The sequence below is a fragment of the Delftia sp. ASV31 genome (assembly GCF_016428765.1).
Classification (GTDB): domain Bacteria; phylum Pseudomonadota; class Gammaproteobacteria; order Burkholderiales; family Burkholderiaceae_C; genus Comamonas; species Comamonas acidovorans.
This window is the reverse complement of record NZ_JAELTK010000107.1, coordinates 1-16,708: the sequence shown is the minus strand read 5'-3', so window position 1 is coordinate 16,708 and position 16,708 is coordinate 1. Positions and strand designations below refer to the sequence as shown.

General features: G+C 68.7%; 14 protein-coding genes and 1 pseudogene. 12 read left to right on the top strand and 3 right to left on the bottom strand.

Going from position 1 to position 16,708, the window contains the following annotated elements:
- From JHD82_RS25860 to JHD82_RS25840, 5 genes and pseudogenes are all read left to right on the top strand, one after another.
- Positions 1-210: pseudogene (locus tag JHD82_RS25860) on the top strand (shikimate dehydrogenase); the annotation flags it as partial.
- A gap of 91 nt (positions 211-301) precedes the next feature.
- Positions 302-1,453: a porin gene (locus tag JHD82_RS25855; protein WP_071956252.1), complete on the top strand. Its 1,152-nt coding sequence runs from the start codon at positions 302-304 to the stop codon at positions 1,451-1,453.
- An 11-nt stretch (positions 1,454-1,464) separates the two neighbouring features.
- Complete coding sequence (locus tag JHD82_RS25850; RefSeq protein WP_199139548.1) at positions 1,465-2,523, top strand: Gfo/Idh/MocA family protein; 1,059 nt, start codon at positions 1,465-1,467, stop codon at positions 2,521-2,523.
- A 56-nt stretch (positions 2,524-2,579) separates the two neighbouring features.
- Positions 2,580-3,017 carry a type II 3-dehydroquinate dehydratase gene (aroQ, locus tag JHD82_RS25845; protein ID WP_199139546.1) on the top strand — a complete coding sequence of 146 codons (438 nt, stop codon included), beginning with the start codon at positions 2,580-2,582 and terminating at the stop codon, positions 3,015-3,017.
- A gap of 84 nt (positions 3,018-3,101) precedes the next feature.
- Positions 3,102-4,349 carry an MFS transporter gene (locus tag JHD82_RS25840; protein ID WP_199139545.1) on the top strand — a complete coding sequence of 416 codons (1,248 nt, stop codon included), beginning with the start codon at positions 3,102-3,104 and terminating at the stop codon, positions 4,347-4,349.
- Between the two features lie 6 nt (positions 4,350-4,355).
- Here the strand turns inward: JHD82_RS25840 and JHD82_RS25835 are convergent, their stop codons facing one another.
- Positions 4,356-5,012 (bottom strand): GntR family transcriptional regulator, encoded by a 657-nt coding sequence (locus tag JHD82_RS25835; protein WP_012206234.1) that lies wholly within the window; start codon positions 5,010-5,012, stop codon positions 4,356-4,358.
- A gap of 188 nt (positions 5,013-5,200) precedes the next feature.
- Between JHD82_RS25835 and JHD82_RS25830 the strand changes: the two genes are divergently transcribed.
- The 3 genes from JHD82_RS25830 to JHD82_RS25820 are packed head-to-tail and all read left to right on the top strand — an operon-like array spanning position 5,201 to position 7,837.
- The gene (locus JHD82_RS25830) at positions 5,201-6,082 is read left to right on the top strand and encodes an NAD(P)-dependent oxidoreductase (protein ID WP_199139543.1); all 882 of its coding nucleotides are present in this window, start codon (positions 5,201-5,203) and stop codon (positions 6,080-6,082) included.
- A 53-nt stretch (positions 6,083-6,135) separates the two neighbouring features.
- Positions 6,136-7,122 carry a tripartite tricarboxylate transporter substrate binding protein gene (locus JHD82_RS25825; protein ID WP_199139541.1) on the top strand — a complete coding sequence of 329 codons (987 nt, stop codon included), beginning with the start codon at positions 6,136-6,138 and terminating at the stop codon, positions 7,120-7,122.
- A 40-nt stretch (positions 7,123-7,162) separates the two neighbouring features.
- Positions 7,163-7,837, top strand: a complete 675-nt coding sequence (locus JHD82_RS25820; protein WP_034395703.1) for an RraA family protein — start codon at positions 7,163-7,165, stop codon at positions 7,835-7,837.
- Between the two features lie 66 nt (positions 7,838-7,903).
- Here JHD82_RS25820 and JHD82_RS25815 read toward each other — a convergent pair whose 3' ends face one another.
- Positions 7,904-8,242: a DUF6616 family protein gene (locus JHD82_RS25815; RefSeq protein WP_199139539.1), complete on the bottom strand. Its 339-nt coding sequence runs from the start codon at positions 8,240-8,242 to the stop codon at positions 7,904-7,906.
- Between the two features lie 291 nt (positions 8,243-8,533).
- Between JHD82_RS25815 and JHD82_RS25810 the strand changes: the two genes are divergently transcribed.
- Both JHD82_RS25810 and JHD82_RS25805 read left to right on the top strand, forming a co-directional pair.
- On the top strand, positions 8,534-9,970 hold the full coding sequence (locus JHD82_RS25810) for a M17 family metallopeptidase (RefSeq protein ID WP_233174890.1): 1,437 nt from the start codon (positions 8,534-8,536) through the stop codon (positions 9,968-9,970).
- Between the two features lie 115 nt (positions 9,971-10,085).
- Entirely contained in the window at positions 10,086-11,756 is a 1,671-nt protein-coding gene (locus JHD82_RS25805) for an ABC transporter substrate-binding protein (protein ID WP_199139535.1), read from the top strand.
- A 2-nt stretch (positions 11,757-11,758) separates the two neighbouring features.
- Here JHD82_RS25805 and dmeF read toward each other — a convergent pair whose 3' ends face one another.
- A complete protein-coding gene (gene dmeF / locus JHD82_RS25800; RefSeq protein ID WP_199139533.1) occupies positions 11,759-12,799 on the bottom strand; it encodes a CDF family Co(II)/Ni(II) efflux transporter DmeF in 1,041 nt (346 codons plus the stop codon).
- A 45-nt stretch (positions 12,800-12,844) separates the two neighbouring features.
- Between dmeF and JHD82_RS25795 the strand changes: the two genes are divergently transcribed.
- Both JHD82_RS25795 and JHD82_RS25790 read left to right on the top strand, forming a co-directional pair.
- Positions 12,845-13,120 (top strand): metal/formaldehyde-sensitive transcriptional repressor, encoded by a 276-nt coding sequence (locus JHD82_RS25795; RefSeq protein WP_374191662.1) that lies wholly within the window; start codon positions 12,845-12,847, stop codon positions 13,118-13,120.
- A 197-nt stretch (positions 13,121-13,317) separates the two neighbouring features.
- Positions 13,318-16,708: DUF4011 domain-containing protein (locus JHD82_RS25790; protein ID WP_199139529.1), on the top strand; the 3,391-nt coding region annotated here is incomplete at its 3' end.

The window sequence follows — 16,708 nt, the reverse complement described above, 5'->3', positions numbered from 1 at the left end:
GTACAGCGCATTGCGCCCACCACCTTTGTGGGCGAGGTGGTGATGAAGTCCGAGTTCACGCCCCTGCTGCGCGCCGTGCGAGACAAGGGCTGCGACTTCCAGGTGGGCACGGACATGCTGTTCGAGATGATTCCCGCCTACCTCGAATTCTTCGGCTTCGGCAGCGCCACGCCCGACGAGCTGCGCGCCACCGCGCACATCTCCTACTGATCCAGCCGACAGACAACCGGCCCTGAATGCGTCCAGGGCAGGGCGCAGCCACGCCCGAAAAAGCATTTTTCACAGAGAAGGAGACAAGACCATGCAACAGCAAATGCACCAGACACCGCGAGTGCCGCAGCGCGGGGCCCTTCGCATCCTGGCCCTGACCACCGTGCTGGGCGCCTGGGGCGCGGGTGCCCACGCCCAGTCCTCGGTCACCATCTACGGCAGCGTGGACCAGTACATCAACCACATGCGCAGCAGCTCGGGCGCATCCATGACCACGCTGGAGGACGGCGCCCTGCTGCGCAGCCGCCTGGGCTTTCGCGGTCAGGAAGACCTGGGTGGTGGCCTGTACGCGAAGTTCCAGCTGGAGATGGGCATCAACGCCGACAACGGCACGCAGGCCGACAGCACGCGCGGCTTCGACCGCCAAAGCTGGGTGGGCCTGGGCGGCGGCTGGGGCGAGGTGCGGCTGGGTCGGCAGAACACCGTGATCTTCGGGCGCGGCGACTACATCGACTTCACCTCGCGCACGTTGGGATCGATGGTCAACAACTTCGGCGTGCCCTCGCGCTTCGACAACGACATCTCCTACACCTCGCCGCGCGTGGCCGGCTTCCTGTTCGAGGCCCACTACGCCATGGCCGAGACCGGTGCTCCAGCGCGCCAGGCCATCTACCAGCTGGGCCTGGACTACCTGAACGGCCCCTACCGCGTGGGCTATGCCGGGTTGTATGCGCGTGCGCCGCAGAGCGCGGCCTATACCGACGCAGTCCGCTACGACAACCTCTACGCCAACTACGACTACGGCAAGGGCAAGGTCCAGCTGGCCTTTGTGCGGTCCAACAACAGCACGGCAGGCTCGGCGGGCAACAACACAGGCACGGTGCTGGGCAATGTGGGCGGGCTGGTGGCGGGCACGAATGCCGATGTGCGCCGCTTCTACCGCGTCTGGCAGCTGTCGGCCGACTACCGCGTGACGCCGCAGCTGCGCGTGGGCGCGCTGTGGGGCCGCATACAGGATGGCTCGGACAGCGGGCGCGGCGCATCGGGCGGCGCGGTCGCGGCCTACTACGACCTGTCCAAGCGCACCATGCTCTACGCGGTGGCCGAGCAGTTGAAGAACGACCGCAATGCGGGCTTTAGGCTGGCGGCCTCCGGCGGCATGAAGCCCAACTTCACATCGGCCGACGACGTCAACGGCCGCACCATCAAGGGCGTGCAGCTGGGCGTGCTGCACCGCTTCTGAGGGGGCATGCCATGGCACAGCTGCACCCGCTTCGCATTGCCGTGGCCGGCGCCGGCGCGATCGGCCAGGCGCATATCGCCGCCATCGGGGCCCAGGCGGATTGCCGCCTGTCCGCCATCGTGGACCCGGCGCCCGCAGCCCGGGAGCTTGCCCAAAGGGCCGGAGTGCCGCTGTGGCGCGACCTGGGCGAGCTGATCGCCCATGACCGGCCCGACGCCGTGGTGCTGGCCACGCCCAACCGCCTGCATGCCCCGCAGGCGGCGCAGTGCATGCATGCGCGCCTGCCCATCCTGCTGGAAAAGCCCGTCACCGCCACCGTTGCCGAGACGCAGCGCCTGGCCGCGCTGGCCGAGCGCAGCGGCGCCCGCGTGCTGGTGGGCCACCACCGCGCCCACAGCCCGATCATGGCGCGGGCCGCAGCCCTCATCGCCCAGGGGCGGCTGGGCCGCCTGGTGGCCGTGACCGGCACGGCCCTGTTCTACAAGCCGGACGCCTATTTCGAGGAAGGCCCCTGGCGCCGCGAGGCCGGTGGCGGCCCCATCCTGCTCAACATGATCCACGAGGTCCACAACCTGCGCATGCTGTGCGGCGACATCGTGGCCGTGCAGGCCTTCGCCTCGCATGCCACGCGCGGTTTTGCCGTGGAAGACACGGTGGCCATCAACCTGCGCTTTGCCAGCGGTGCGCTGGGCAGCTTTGTGCTTTCGGACACGGCCGCCAGCGCGCGCAGCTGGGAGCAGACCTCGCAGGAGAACAAGGCCTATGCCAGCTATGAGGACGAAGACTGCTACCTGGTGGCGGGCACCTTCGGCTCGCTGGCCATACCGAGCATGCGGCTGAAGACCTATGCATCGGCCGGCCAGCGCTCCTGGAATGAGCCCTTCGACCTGGATGTGGCCGCCGTGGAGCGCGAAGACCCGCTGGTGCGCCAGATGGCGCATTTCGCGCAGGTGGCGCGCGGCCTGGCGCAGCCCCTGGTCAGCGTGCACGACGGCCTGCGCAACCTGCAGATCACCGAGGCCATTGCAGAGGCTGCCCGCATGGGCGCCGCCATCGACACCACGGCGTGACCCGGACACCACCGGCGCGCCATCCTCCATCCATGACATCAAGCCACGGAGCCTCCATGAAAAAGATCCTGATGCTGCACGGCATCAACCACAACATGTTCGGCCAGCGCGACCCCGCCCAATACGGCACGGTCACGCTGGCCGAGATCGACGCCTCGCTGCGCAGCCTGGGCAGCCAGCTGGGCTGCGAGGTGGACAGCTTCCAGACCAATTGCGAAGGCGCCATGTGCGATCGCATCCACCAGGGCTTTCGGGACGGCGTCGATGGCGTGCTCATCAACGCCGGCGCCTGGACGCACTACAGCTACGGCATCCGCGACGCGCTGGCCATGCTCACCGTGCCCGTGGTGGAGATCCACATGAGCAACATCCATGCGCGCGAGCCCTTCCGCCACCACTCGGTGTTTGCCGGCATCGCCCGGGGCCAGATCTGCGGCTTCGGCGCGGACAGCTATCTGCTGGGCCTGCGGGCCGTGCTGTCCGCCGTCGCATAGGATGCATGGCGCGCAACAGGCCATGTATCGTCCTTCGAACTCCCTCGCTCGACGCGCTGCATGCCGTGACCAGGCTTCATTGAGATGAACTTCGCCGATTCCGGCCCGCGCCGCTCCGTTTCCTTCCTCCTGCTGCTGCCGCTGCTGCTGGCCGCGCAGCCGGTCGCCACCGATGGCTATCTGCCGGCGTTGCCCGAGATCGCGCGCGACCTGGGCTCGGCCAGCAGCAGCCTGACCGTGTTCATGCTGGCCTTCGGTGTCGCCCAGCTGGTGTGCGGGCCGCTGGCAGACCGTTTCGGGCGCCGGCCCGTGCTGCTGACGGGGTTGGCCTGCTACACGGCAGCGGCGGCAGGCTGTGCGCTGGCGGGCAGCGCGGACGCACTGGTGGCCTGGCGCGCCGTGCAGGGCGCGGCCATGGCTGCCATTCTGGTGTGCGCACGGGCTGCGGTGCGCGACCTGTATCCGGCCCATGAAGGGCCGCGCATCATGGCCCGCGGCCTGATGGGCCTGGGGCTGGTGGCCCTGGTGGCGCCGATTGCCGGTGCATGGGGAGTTCAGGCCACCGGCTGGCGCTGGGTGCTGGTGGCGATGGGCGTCTACTCGCTGGCTTTGCTGGCACTGTGCTGGCGCACTTTCAGCGAGACGCGGCAAGCGCCAGCGGCGTCTTCCCCGGTCCTCGTACCCGTATCCGTATCCGCTGGCGGTGTGCGCCAGGTGATCGCCGACCCCGGCTTTTGCGCCTGGACGGCACTGGCCGCAGCCACCTACGGCGGCATCTTCTGCTTTTTGCTGCTGTCGCCGATGGTGTACGTCGACCTGTTCGGCCTGTCGCCCGTGCTCTACGGCTGGATTCCAGCGGGCGGCTCGCTGGTCTACATCCTGGGCATCACATGGTGCCGGCGCCTGCTGTCGCGCCACGGGCCGGTGCGCACGGTGCAGCTGGGCGCTTCGCTCAGTCTGCTGGGGCCGTGCATCCAGATCGCCGGCTGCGTGCTGGCGCCGGCCTCGCCCGTTCCACTGCTGCTGGGGCACGCGGTGTATGCACTGGGCCATGGCCTGCACCAGCCTTGCGGCCAGGCGGGCGCGGTGGGTGGCCTGCCGCCGCAGCTGGCCGGGCGGGCCGTGTCGTGTTCGGGCTTCGCGATCATGTGCGTGGCCTTCTGCGCCGGCCAGCTGGCGGCGCAATTTGTCGATCCGACGATGCGCCACGGTGCCTGGCCTATGGTGTTGCCCATGGCGCTGGCGGGCGTTGTGCTGGTCCTCATCGCCTTTGTCTGGCTGCCGTGGCTGTACCGCGTGCGGTCAGCGCAAAGGGTTCAGCCCCGGTCATGACACTGTTCACGCATCCGCGCGGTATTCCCCCCGATGCTTCATGAACCGGTGGTAGGACATGCGCAGGTGCAGCTGCATCACCTGGCGTGCCAGCTCCCCATCCCTGGCACGTATGGCGATCACCAGGTCGCAGTGGTGGTGCAGGCTTTGCACCAGCTCTTCGGGCGTGTAGATGTAGAACGACCGCTTGATGATCGGCATGTCGATCATCGTCGCCAGCATGGTCTTGAGGCGCGGCGAGCCCGATGCCTCGATCAGCGCGTGGTGAAAATCCCGGTTGGCTGACTGCACCTCGCCAATGCCGTCGTGGCCAGCGGCAATGCCGGCCTCCATGCGCTGGTTGCTGGCCTCCAGCTCATCGGCCAGCCCCTCGCCGCCGCGCGTGGCCGCGAGGAACGAGGCGTACGGCTCCAGCAGCATGCGCAGCTGGAAGGTCTCCTCCACATCCCAATCGCTCCACTCCGACACGCGGATACCCTGGCCCGCGCCATCGGTGGCCAGGCCATCTTCCACCAGGCGGTGCAGCGCATTGCGCACCGGCGTGCGGCTCAGTCCCAGGTCGCGGGCAATGGGCTCCTCCTTGAGCTGTTCGCCGGGTCGGTAGTGGCCGCCGATGAGCCGCTGCCGCAGAACCTCGTACGCCTTGTCTTTCACGTTTTGCACTGTGTTTGCACCAGGTGGGTGGGGATGGTGCGCCGATTCTAGGTGACGACGGAGGGACTCGCTGCGCTGCGCTTCATTCGGAAAAATACAAAACAAGTACAAATGTCCGCAGTTCTACGGGAAATCTCTATGAATGGATCGCAGGTGCACTCCATAGACTGCGCTCAATGTTTTAAATTTGTACTTTTATGAAGTTCGCAATACTGGGTGGTGGAATGGTCGGCGCCTGCTACATGCAGGCCTTTGTGGAGCAGGGGCACAGCCTGGTGGGCCTGTGCGACCTGCAGCCCAACGCTGCGGTGGCCGACGCCGTGCAGGCCGCTGGTGCGCAGGTGCATACCGCGCCCGGTGCCTGGCTGGCCGAGGCCGACGTGGTGGTGAGCGCCGTGTTCGGCACCGTGGCGCGCAGCCTGTTCGAGGCCTGCCTGCCCCATCTGCGCCATCTGCGCGAGGGCGTGGTCTATGTGGACATGACCACGGCCGACCCGCAGGAGATGCGCGAATGCGGCGAGCTGGCCCGGCGCGTCGCCCAGGGCAGGGCGGTGCACTTCGTGGACGTGGCCATCACCGGCGCGGTCAACCTGGGCGGCAGGAGGACGCCGCTGCTCGTGGCCGGTGGCAAGGCCGGTTTTGTACAGGAATTGTTCTTGCCCCTTGGTGGCTCGGTTCGCGTGGTGGGCGGACAGCCGGGCGATGCCGCCGCGCTCAAGCTCCTGCGCAGCATCTACACCAAGGGGACCGAGGCACTGGCCGTGGAGTGCCTGGTGACGGCCCAGCAGATGGGCCTGCGCGAGCAGCTGCATGCCGTGCTGCAGGACATCGACGAGACACCGCTGCGCACGCTGATGGAGTCCATGGTGCGCACGCACATCCCGCATTCCGCACGCCGCCGCAACGAGGTGGCCGAGGCCCGGCAGCAGATGGCCCGCAACGGCCTGTCGCCCATCGCCTCGCCCGCCGTCGAGGCGCTGTTCGCCGCCACGGCCCGGGCGCATGCGGCCCAACCGTTCACCGGCACCTCCACCGACGAGGCCATCGATTGGCTGGGCAGCCACGTGCTCGCCAGCTAAGCCTGATCAACGTACCCCTGCGCCAACCGACACCACCAAAGGAGACATCCGCAATGACGACCCCGACCCGACGCCGCCTGGCCCTCGCCGGCCTGCTGGCACTGACCGCTGCCGCCATGGCCCCGGCCCATGCCCAGGGCACCTATCCGCAGCAGCCCATCAGGTTCATCGTGCCCTTTCCGGCCGGTGGCGGCACCGACAACCTCACGCGGCTGGTCGGCACCAAGCTCACCGAGGCCCATGGGTGGGCCATCGTGGTGGAGAACAAGCCCGGTGCCGGTGGCAACCTGGCTCTGGACCAGGTGGCCAAGGCCCCCGCCGACGGCCTGACCCTGGTGATGGCGCAGACCGACAACGTGGTGCTCAACCCGCTGCTGTACTCCAAGCTCACCTACAACCCCGACAAGGACCTGCGCGCCGTGGCCCTGGTCGCGGCCGGCCCGGCCGTGCTCGTGGTGAATGCCGATTCGCCGTACAAGTCCCTGGACGACATCGTCCAGGCGGCGAAGAAGGACCCCGGGCGCCTGAGCTTTGCCACGCCGGGCACCGGCACCATTTCGCACCTCATCAGCGAGGCCTGGCAGAAAAGCTCGAATGTGAAGTTCACCCACGTGCCGTTTCGCGGCATGGCGCAGGCCATGCCCGACCTGCTGGGCGGGCGCATCGACATGTACATGGGCTCCGTCCCCACGCTGCTGTCGCACATCCAGTCGGGCAAGGTGCGCGCCATCGGCGTGACCACCGCGAGCCGCTCCAAGCTGCTGCCCGACGTGCCGACCTACACCGAATCCGGCATCAAGGGCGTGGAGCTGGCCAGCGTGTGGGGCGTGATGGCCCCGGCCGGCACCTCCGACGCCATCGTCAAGCAGCTCAACGAGGCCATCAACAAGGTGGTGAACGCACCCGACACGGCCAGGAAGATCGCCGACTCCGGCGCCGAACTCATCACCGGCACACCGCAGGACATGGCCAGGCTCTACGCCAGCGACCGCGCACGCCTGGCACCCATCGTCAAGAGCTCTGGCACCACGCTCGATTGAGCGGCACGGCTTTCATTCCATCCACTCTGAGAACCACACCATGATCGGTCTTCAAATTCTGAAGCGGCAACGCGCTGTCAGCCTTGATATTGCCAGGCGCTATCTCGACGTGCCTGTTGCCAACGTCAGCGACTGCATGGCCCGCATGACGGCGGGCGGCGCGCGGTTGCGCCCCATGCACGGCGGCGGGCGCATGGCCGGCCCCGCGCTGACCATCAAGACACGCCCGGGCGACAACCTCATGCTCCACAAGGCACTTCAACTGGCCAGCCCAGGTGACGTGATCGTGGTGGATGCGGGGGGCGACCTCACCAACGCACTCATCGGAGAAATCATGGTGGGAGACGCCATGCGTCGCCAGCTGGGCGGGATCGTGATCAATGGCGCGATCCGGGACGCCGCATGGATTCGTGCTGGCAGCTTCCCGGTATTCGCCGCAGGCGTCACGCACCGCGGACCCTACAAGGACGGCCCGGGCGAAATCAATGTGCCTATCGCCATCGATGGCATGGTGATCGAGCCCGGTGACCTCATGATTGGCGACGACGATGGATTGCTGTGCGTACCGCATGCGCAGGCGCAGGCCTTGCTGGATGCAGCACTCGGGAAGCAGGTGGTTGAGGCCAGGATGGTGGCCGACATCGCTGCCGGCACCTACAGCGCGCCATGGATAGACGAGACGCTCAAGCGTCTGGGGTGTCCGATTCAGCCGTAGGGCCGGCGCTGCATCACCCATACAGCACCCATACAGCACCCATCCAGCACCCATGGCCCGTCCGCCTCAGGCCTCGGCCAGCGCCTTCAGATGGCTTTCCAGGCCACCGGTGCCGCTGGCCGCGTTCACATGGTCGAAGTAGCCGTACCAGCCGCTGGCCTTGATGCCCGCCAGCAGGGCATCGCGCGCGGTGGTATCGGGAAAGCGCCAGATGCCCAGGAAGCGGTGCGGGCTGGCCTGGTCCAGGCCGCTCTCGGTCTCGGCCAGGGCCAGCACCTGCACGCCCATGGCAGCCAGGCCGCCCATGGCGCTGGCAACCCCCTCCAGAAACTGCTGGCGCTGCGCGGCGGGCAGGGCCAGCCAGGCGGGGTTGGGGGAATAGAGCTCGACCAAATAGTGGGACATGGTGTTTCCTGGGGTTGAGGCGCTGTGCGCCGGGTGTGATGCTGGCATATTGTATGGCAGCTAATTATATGTTGGCACCATGGCATGCAGCCTGTGCCGTCGATGGCAGTGCTCTGGCGCTGCCTTCCATCAGGTGTTTGCGCATATCCATATGCGGCAGGCTTGTTTGCGATGGCCGGGTTGGCCTTTAGGCTGGCGCGCTTTGACCACGCCATGTCCAGCCCTGTCACAACCGTCCATTCCGATTCCCGCCCCGGCGCTTTTGCCATTTCATCCCAACCCGCCACGGCCTTGCACCGTGCCACGCCCGCCACTCTGGCGGCCGTGCTGGAGCAACTGCCCCCGGCCCAGGCCCGATGGGCGCGCGCCGCAGGCTTTGATGCGCAGCCGGGCCGCATCCTGCTGTTGCCCGGCATGCAGGCTGAAGTGCAGAGGGAAGTGCAGAGGGAAGGGCAGGGCGATGGCACTGTCCTCGCTGCCGTGCTGGTCGGCGTGGACCCGGACCAGCTGCTGTGGCAGCTGGCCGGCTTGCCTGCTGCACTGCCGCCCGGCACCTATGCGCTCGCCGATGCGGATGAGGCTCAGAGGCCGCATCTGCTCCTGGGCTGGGCATTGGGCGCGCTGCCATCGACCCGCCAGGCGCGGCAGTCGGATGCGGCAACCGCTCCATCACTCGCTCTATCACTCGCTCGGTTGGTGGCAAGCCCCGATGAGCAGGCCGCTGTCGCGCCAATGGCCGCCGCCATTGGCGAGGTGCGGCGGCTGGTCAACCTGCCTGCCAACCAGCTGGGCCCCGAACAGCTGGCCCAGGCCGTGGCCGACCTGGCCGCGCGCCATGGCGCGCGCTACCGGCAATGGGTGGGCGACGAGCTGCCCGCCGCAGGCTTTGCCCTGGTGCACGCCGTGGGCCGGGCGGCCCAGACGGCGGCCCAGGCGCCGCGCGTGGCCGAGCTGACCTGGGGCGATGCCGCGCTGCCCCATGTGGTGCTCATAGGCAAGGGCGTGTGCTTTGACTCCGGCGGGCTGGACCTCAAGCCCGCCGCAGGCATGCGCTGGATGAAGAAGGACATGGGCGGCGCCGCACACGCCCTGGCCCTGGCCGATCTGCTGATGCAGGCGGGCCTGCCCATCCACCTGAAGCTGCTGGTGCCTGCGGTGGAGAACGCCGTGGGTGCCGGTGCGCTGCGTCCCGGTGACATCATCGAGGCCGGTGACGGCCGGCGCGTGGAGATCGAGAACACCGATGCCGAAGGCCGGCTCCTGCTGGCCGATGCGCTGCACCACGCCATTCGCAGCGCGCCCACGCCGCCCGCGCTGCTGATCGACCTGGCCACGCTTACGGGCGCTGCGCGCACGGCGCTGGGGCCGGACCTGCCCGCGCTGTTCAGCAACCATGACGGCTGGGCCGACGAGCTGCTGGCCCAGGGCCGCGCGCAGGCCGACCCGCTGTGGCGCCTGCCCCTGTGGGCGCCGTACCGCCGCATGCTCCGCTCCGACCAGGCCGACCTGCTCAACGCCGCCAGCACGCCGCAGGGCGGCGCCATCACGGCTGCGCTGTTCCTGGAGAGCTTTGTGCCGCCCGAGCTGCCCTGGCTGCACCTGGACCTGTTCGCCTGGAATCTGGAGGAGCGCCCCGGCCGGCCCAGGGGCGGCGAGGCCCAGGGCCTGCGCGCGCTGTACGCCCTGCTGTCGCAGCGCTTTGCATCTGCGCGCAGCGCATTTGCATAGGCGCAATCGGGCTTTGCGGCGGGCTGGTGGCTCCACACAATCGGCCGTCTGGTGCAGCCGGCGCGGCACCCGCCGCCGCCTTCCTGCGATCTTGTTCCGGCTGCCAGGACACTTCATGACCCAAAGACGCTTCCTGCCTCGCCTTTCCCTGCTGCGCACCCACTTGCGCACCCTGCGAACTTCCGCACTGCTTACCGCCCTGGCCGTAGCCCTGCTGTGCGCACCGCCCGCCCAGGCCGAAACCCTGCGCTGGGCGCGCTCCACCGACGCATCCACGCTGGACCCGCATGCGCTGAACAACGGCCCCAACCACAACCTGCTGCACCAGATCTACGAGCCGCTGATCATCCGCACGGCCGATGGCAAGCTGCTGCCCACCCTGGCCACGTCCTGGGCGCTGACTGCCGACCCCTCGGTCTGGGAGTTCAAGCTGCGCAAGGGCGTGAAGTTCCATGACGGCAGCCTGTTCACGGCCGACGACGTGCTGTTCTCGCTGCGCCGCGCGCGCTCGGCCACCTCGGACATGCGCTCGCTGCTGACCTCGATCACCGACGTGACCAAGGTCGATGCCTTCACCGTGCACATCAGGACCAACGGGCCCAACCCGCTGCTGCCGGCCAGCCTCATCAACATCCAGATCCTGAGCGCCGCCTGGGCCAAGGCCCACGGTGCCGAGCAGCCGCAGAACGCGCTGGCCAAGGAAGAGAACTACGCCACGCGCAACGCCAACGGCACGGGGCCCTATGTCATCGCCTCGCGCGAGCAGGACACGCGCACCGTGCTGCGGCAGTTTCCCGGCTACTGGGGCAAGGGGCTGTTCCCGCTGGAGATCGACGAACTGGTCTACCTGCCCATCAAGTCCCAGGCCACGCGCGTGGCGGCGCTGCTGTCGGGCGAGGTGGACTTCGTGCAGGACCTGCCCATCCAGGACATTGCGCGCCTGAGCGCCGACCCGCGCTTTCGCATCAACCAGGCCGCCGAGAACCGCACCATCTTCCTGGGCCTGAACGTGGGCGCCGCCCCGCTGTCGCATTCCGATGTGAAGGACAAGAACCCGCTGGCCGACCTGCGCGTGCGCCAGGCCTTCCAGCTGGCCATCGACCGGCAGGCCATACAGCGCGCCGTGATGCGCGGCCTGTCCGTGCCCACCAACATCATTGCGCCGCCCTTTGTGCACGGCTACGAGAAATCCTTTGGCGCCGTGGGCAAGGCCGACCTTGTCCAGGCCAGGAAGCTGCTGGCCGACGCCGGCTACCCCAACGGCTTCGGCATCACCCTGCATTGCACGAACGACCGCTACCTGAACGACGAGGCCATCTGCCAGGCCATCGCCGGCTTTCTGGGCCGCATCGGCGTGAAGACCGCCGTGTCGTCGCGGCCGCTGGCCATCCAGACGGCGGCCATCAACAACCAGGAGACGGATTTCTACCTCTACGGCTGGGGCGTGCCCACCTATGACTCGGCCTATGTCTTCGACTACCTGGTGCACACGCGCGGCAAGAACGGCCGGGGCAACACCAATGCCACGCGCTACAGCAATGCCGAGCTGGACAGCCAGATCGTCTCTCTGGCCTCCGAGGGCGATGCGCGCAAGCGCGATGCCACCATCCACTCCATCTGGAGCACGGTGCAAAAGGAGCTGATCTACCTGCCGCTGCACGACCAGATCCAGACCTATGCCATGGTGCGCAAGTTCGACATCCCGGTGAATCCCTCGAACACGCCGTACTTCAAGCTGTTCAAGCAGCCCGGTGCGCGCCAGGCTGCGGTGGCCGGCGCGAAATAGGCTCAGTGTGTCGCAGCCGGCTGCGGCCGGTTGACCTCCACTGTGACGTGGACCAGTTCCTCGTGCACGCCCAGCAGCTGGCGCACGGCATCGGGGTCCACGCCTGCGGGCGCGTCCAGCGCCACGATGCAGGCGTAGCGCGCCTTGCCCACGCGCCAGACATGCAGGTCGGAGATCTGCGCGGCAAACGGCGCCTGGGCGATGGCCTCACGCACCTCGCGCACCACGGGGACGTGCATCTCGGCGTCCAGCAGCACGCGGCTGCTGTCGCGCAGCAGGCCCAGGGCCCATGCCGCCACCAGCACGGCGCCAGCCAGGCCCATGGCCGGGTCCAGCCAACCCAGGCCCCAGGCCATGCCGCCGAACAGGGCGGCGATGGCCATCACCGAGGTGGCAGCATCGGCCAGCACATGCAGGTAGGCCGAGCGCAGGTTGAGATCGCCGTGGTCGTCATGGTCACCGTGGTCGCCGTGATGGCTGTCGCCCGCGTGGCCGCCGTGCGCATGCCTGCCGTGCCCGTGGTGATGTCCGTGGTCGTGACCATGCCCATGACCATGGTGATGCCCGTGCCCGCCCTTCAGCAGCCAGGCGCAGACCAGGTTGACCAGCAGGCCCAGCGCGGCCACGCCCAGGGCCTGCTCGTAGTGGATGGGCGAGGGCGAGAACAGGCGCTGCACCGACTGCCAGGCCATGCCGCCCGCCACCAGCAGCAGCAAGATGGCGCTGGTGTAGCCGGCCAACACCTCGATCTTCCAGGTGCCGAAGGCAAAGCGCGTATCTCCCGCCAATCTGCGCGCGGCCGCATAGGCGCCAGCTGAGAGCCCCAGCGCCAGCGCGTGCGATCCCATGTGCCAGCCATCGGCCAGCAGCGCCATGGAGTTGAATCCGTACCCGCCTGCGATCTCCCCGACCATCATGGCCGCCGTCAGCCCCGCAGCCAGCATGGCACGGCGCTCGCCCAGCGGGTTGCCTTCGTCGAAGCGGTGTGAATGCTGCCTGGGGCTGGCGCCGCCAGCGGTCGAGAGGGATGGAATGCTGCGCATGAAGATACTGTACCCCAGTATGTGCAGGCGCCTAGAATGGCCCTCATGGCACATACGATTCAGAACAAGAAGCGCTTGCTCACGCGCATCCGCCGCATCCAGGGCCAGGCCCAGGCGCTGGAGCGCGCGCTCGAGGCCGAGCTCGACTGCGCGGCCATCCTCCAGCAACTGGCGGCCGTGCGCGGCGCCGTCAACGGCATGATCTTCGAGGTGCTCGAAGGCCATGTCCGCACCCATCTGGCCGATGGCACGGCCGGCAGCCAGGCCCGTGAAGACGACGTGGACCTGGTGCTGTCGGTGATGCGCTCGTACATGAAGTGATTGATGAAGTGATGGCCGGCCCTGCGGATTGGCGCTCTCGGCCCGGTTTCCTGCTCTCATTTTTTGCAGACAGTGACCCCTGAAAACCGCCCATCTCGGACACGGCGCCCCATTCGCAGCGGACAATCGTCGGGCCAGGAATATGACGGGATTTCGACAGTTCCCGCCGCCTGCTGGCCAGCCAAGGACTACCGCGCATGACAGAAGACCCCCGCCGAGATTCCCCCGCAGATGCCGCCCCCGCCGCCGCCCAGGCGCCGCAGACGGCCCCGCAGCTGCGCATCGGCACCGTCGCCAAGCTCAATCTCGCCGACTTCCAGAACGCCGTGCCCGCGCTGCTGGAGCTGGCCATCGTCAACGAGGGCGAGCTGCCGCTGCAGGCGCTGAGCCTGCACCTGGCCTCGGAGCCTGCCTTCATCAAGCCGCGCACCTGGCGCCTGGAGTCGGTGGCCGCGCACAGCACCTATGCGCTGACCGACCTGGATGTGGCGCTGGACGGCGCCTTGCTCTCGCGCCTGACCGAGGCCGAGCCTGCCGTGCTGCGGCTGGAGCTGCGCAGCGGCCAGCCGGCAGAGACGCTGCTGGCCCGGCACGAACACCCGCTGGAACTGCTGGCCCGCAACCAGTGGGGCGGCCTGGGGCATTTGCCCGAGATGGTGACGGCCTTCGTGCAACCCAACGATCCGGCCGTGGACCGTATCCTCAAGGGCGCGGCGCAGGCGCTGGAGGCGGCGGGCAAGTCCGGCGCCATCAACGGCTATGAACAGGGGCCGCAGCGGGCCTGGGAACTGGCCTCGGCCATCTGGACTTCCGTGCTCCAGAAGAAACTCAACTACGCGCTGCCGCCGGCCAGCTTCGAGCATGCGGGCCAGAAGATACGCGGCGCGACCCAGGTGCTGGATGCGGGCCTGGCCACCTGCCTGGACCTGACGCTGCTGTTCGCCTCCTGCCTGGAGCAGGCGCACCTGAACCCGCTGCTGGTCTTCACGCGCGGCCATGCCTTCGTGGGCCTGTGGCTGGGCAGGCAGGAATTCTCGACCGCCGTGGTCGATGACATCACGGCCGTGCGCAAGCGGCTCAAGCTGCAGGAGCTGGTGGTCTTCGAGACCACGCTGGCCGCGCAAGGCCAGGCCGTGGCCTTCAGCCAGGCCATTGCCCAGGGGGCGCGCCAGCTGGCCGAAGAACATGAGGACCAGTTCGAGCTGCTGGTGGACGTGCGGCGCGCGCGCATGCAGCGCATCCGCCCGCTGGCGCTGGCCCAGCCGCAGGACACCGCGCCCGAGGCCGGCGAAGGCCAGGCCGAGCCACGGCTCACCGTGGAGCCGCCGCCCGAACTCCTGGCGCAGGCGCAGGCACGCGAAGTGCCCACCTCCCAGCTCGATCCCAAGGACAGGCTGGCGCGCTGGCAGCGCCGGCTGCTGGACCTGTCGCTGCGCAATGCGCTGCTCAACTTCAAGCCCGGCAAGAAATCGCTGCTGCTGCAGGTGGCCGCGCCCGCGCTGGAGGACACGCTGGCCCGGGGCCAGGTGCTCAAGCTGCTGCCCAGCCCCGAGCTCATGCAGGGCAAGGATCCGCGCAGCCAGCCATTGCACGAGGCGCGCAGCCTGGAAGACCTGCACGGCGCGCACGCCGAAGAGGCGCTGCAGCGGCGCGAGGTCTTCATCGACCTGGAGCCGCTGGAGCTGGACAGCCGCTTTGTGGAGCTGTTCCGCGGCGCGCGCAATGCGCTGCAGGAAGGCGGCGCCAACACCTTGTTCGTGGCCCTGGGCTTTCTGGTCTGGAGCCGGCCCGACAAGCCCGATGTGCGCGTGCGCGCGCCGCTGATCCTGCTGCCCGTCACGCTGGAGCGCAAGAGCGCGCGTTCGGGCTTCACGCTGCAGGCGCATGAGGACGAGCCGCGCTTCAACCCCACGCTGGTCGAGATGCTGCGCCAGGACTTCCAGCTGGAGCTGGGCGTGCCCGCAGGCGACCTGCCGCGCGACGAGGCCGGGCTGGACATCACCGGCATCTGGGCCCGCGTGCGCGAGGCGATCAAGGACGTGCGCGGCTGGGAGGTCAGCGAGGACGTGGTGCTGTCCATGTTCTCCTTCGCCAAGTACCTGATGTGGAAGGACCTGGCCGAGCGCGCCGACCAGTTGCGCAGCTCGCCCGTGGTCGCCCACCTGATCGACACGCCGCGCGAGCCCTATCGCTCGGAGATCGCCTTTCCCGACACGCGGCGGCTGGACCAGGAGTTCACGCCGCAGCAGGTCTTCAGCCCGCTGCCGGCCGATTCATCGCAGCTGTCGGCCGTGATGGCCGCTGCGCGCGGCAAGGACTTCGTGCTCATCGGCCCGCCGGGCACGGGCAAGAGCCAGACCATTGCCAACCTGATCGCGCAGTGCCTGGCCGAGGACAAGCGCGTGCTCTTCGTGGCCGAGAAAATCGCCGCGCTGGACGTGGTCTACCGCCGCCTGCGCGAAGTGGGCCTGGGCGAGTTCTGCCTGGAGCTGCACTCCAACAAGAGCCGCAAGCTCGATGTGCTGGGCCAGCTGCAGAAATCCTGGGACTCGCATGGCCAGGTGGATGCCGAGGCCTGGGCCGCCAAGGCCAGCCAGCTCGGCCGCCTGCGCGAGCAGCTGTCGGCCTATGTGCAGCGCCTGCACCGGCGCCACGCCAACGGCTGGACCATCTACCGCGCCATTGGCGCCGTGGCCGGTGGCCAGGAGCTGCCGCGCTTGGGATTTCACTGGCCCACGCCCCAGGCCCATGACGAAGCGGGCCTGGCCCTTTTGCGCGAGACTGCGGGCCGCCTGCAGGCCAATGCCCAGGCCGTGGGCGCGCAGCATCTGAAGGACGGGCCGCTGGCCACGGTGCAGGCCAGCGACTGGTCCGTGCGCTGGCAGCAGCAGATGGTGGATGCCGCCCAGGCGCTGCACGATGCAGGCCAGGGCTTTGCCGAGGCGGCGCAGCAGCTGGGCCGGCTGCTGCGCATCGAGTGGCCGGCGCTGGGGCGCCAGGCGCGCTCGGCGCTGGGCGTGATCGCACGGGCGCTGCCTGCGGCCGCAGGCCGCAACCTGGCTTTCTGCGTGCTGCCTGACGGCGCGCGCATTGGAGAATCCCTGCAATCGGGCCTGCAGCTGCTGGCGCAGCACGGTGATCTGTCCGCACAGATTCCGGCGCCCTGGCCGGCCGAGCTGCAGACGCGCCTGGCCCAGGCGCTGGACCTGCTGGCGCAGCGCCGGCGCCTGCAGGCCGGGCTGGGCACCCCCTGGCCCGTGGCCTTGGGCGACGAGCTGGAGCGCGGCCTGCAGTGCATCGACGAGATCGCGGCGCTGCGCCAGGGCCTGTCCGTCAAGTACGGCGCGGGCGTGGGCCAGCTCAATGTCTCGCAGCTGCAGCGCGAATGGGCCAGGGCCGGCAAGTCCTTGTGGCCGCTGTCCTGGCTGGGCCGGCGCAAGGTGCGCGCGGCGCTGGAGGCCACCATCGAAGGCGCGGGCGAGCCGCGCGTGGCCGACGACCTGGCCGCCCTGGTGCGCATCCGGGGCCTGCGCGAGGAACTGGACCAGATCCAGCCCGGCGCCGCAGCCGACGGCCTGTGGGCTGGGC

Coding starts and splice junctions, on each gene's coding strand:
- JHD82_RS25805 (WP_199139535.1), top strand. CDS start 10,086: ATGACCCAAAGACGCTTCCTGCCTCGCCTTTCCCTGCTGCGCACCCAC.
- JHD82_RS25820 (WP_034395703.1), top strand. CDS start 7,163: ATGATCGGTCTTCAAATTCTGAAGCGGCAACGCGCTGTCAGCCTTGAT.
- JHD82_RS25795 (WP_374191662.1), top strand. CDS start 12,845: ATGGCACATACGATTCAGAACAAGAAGCGCTTGCTCACGCGCATCCGC.
- JHD82_RS25815 (WP_199139539.1), bottom strand. CDS start 8,242: ATGTCCCACTATTTGGTCGAGCTCTATTCCCCCAACCCCGCCTGGCTG.
- JHD82_RS25840 (WP_199139545.1), top strand. CDS start 3,102: ATGAACTTCGCCGATTCCGGCCCGCGCCGCTCCGTTTCCTTCCTCCTG.
- aroQ (WP_199139546.1), top strand. CDS start 2,580: ATGAAAAAGATCCTGATGCTGCACGGCATCAACCACAACATGTTCGGC.
- JHD82_RS25825 (WP_199139541.1), top strand. CDS start 6,136: ATGACGACCCCGACCCGACGCCGCCTGGCCCTCGCCGGCCTGCTGGCA.
- JHD82_RS25830 (WP_199139543.1), top strand. CDS start 5,201: ATGAAGTTCGCAATACTGGGTGGTGGAATGGTCGGCGCCTGCTACATG.
- JHD82_RS25850 (WP_199139548.1), top strand. CDS start 1,465: ATGGCACAGCTGCACCCGCTTCGCATTGCCGTGGCCGGCGCCGGCGCG.
- JHD82_RS25855 (WP_071956252.1), top strand. CDS start 302: ATGCAACAGCAAATGCACCAGACACCGCGAGTGCCGCAGCGCGGGGCC.
- dmeF (WP_199139533.1), bottom strand. CDS start 12,799: ATGCGCAGCATTCCATCCCTCTCGACCGCTGGCGGCGCCAGCCCCAGG.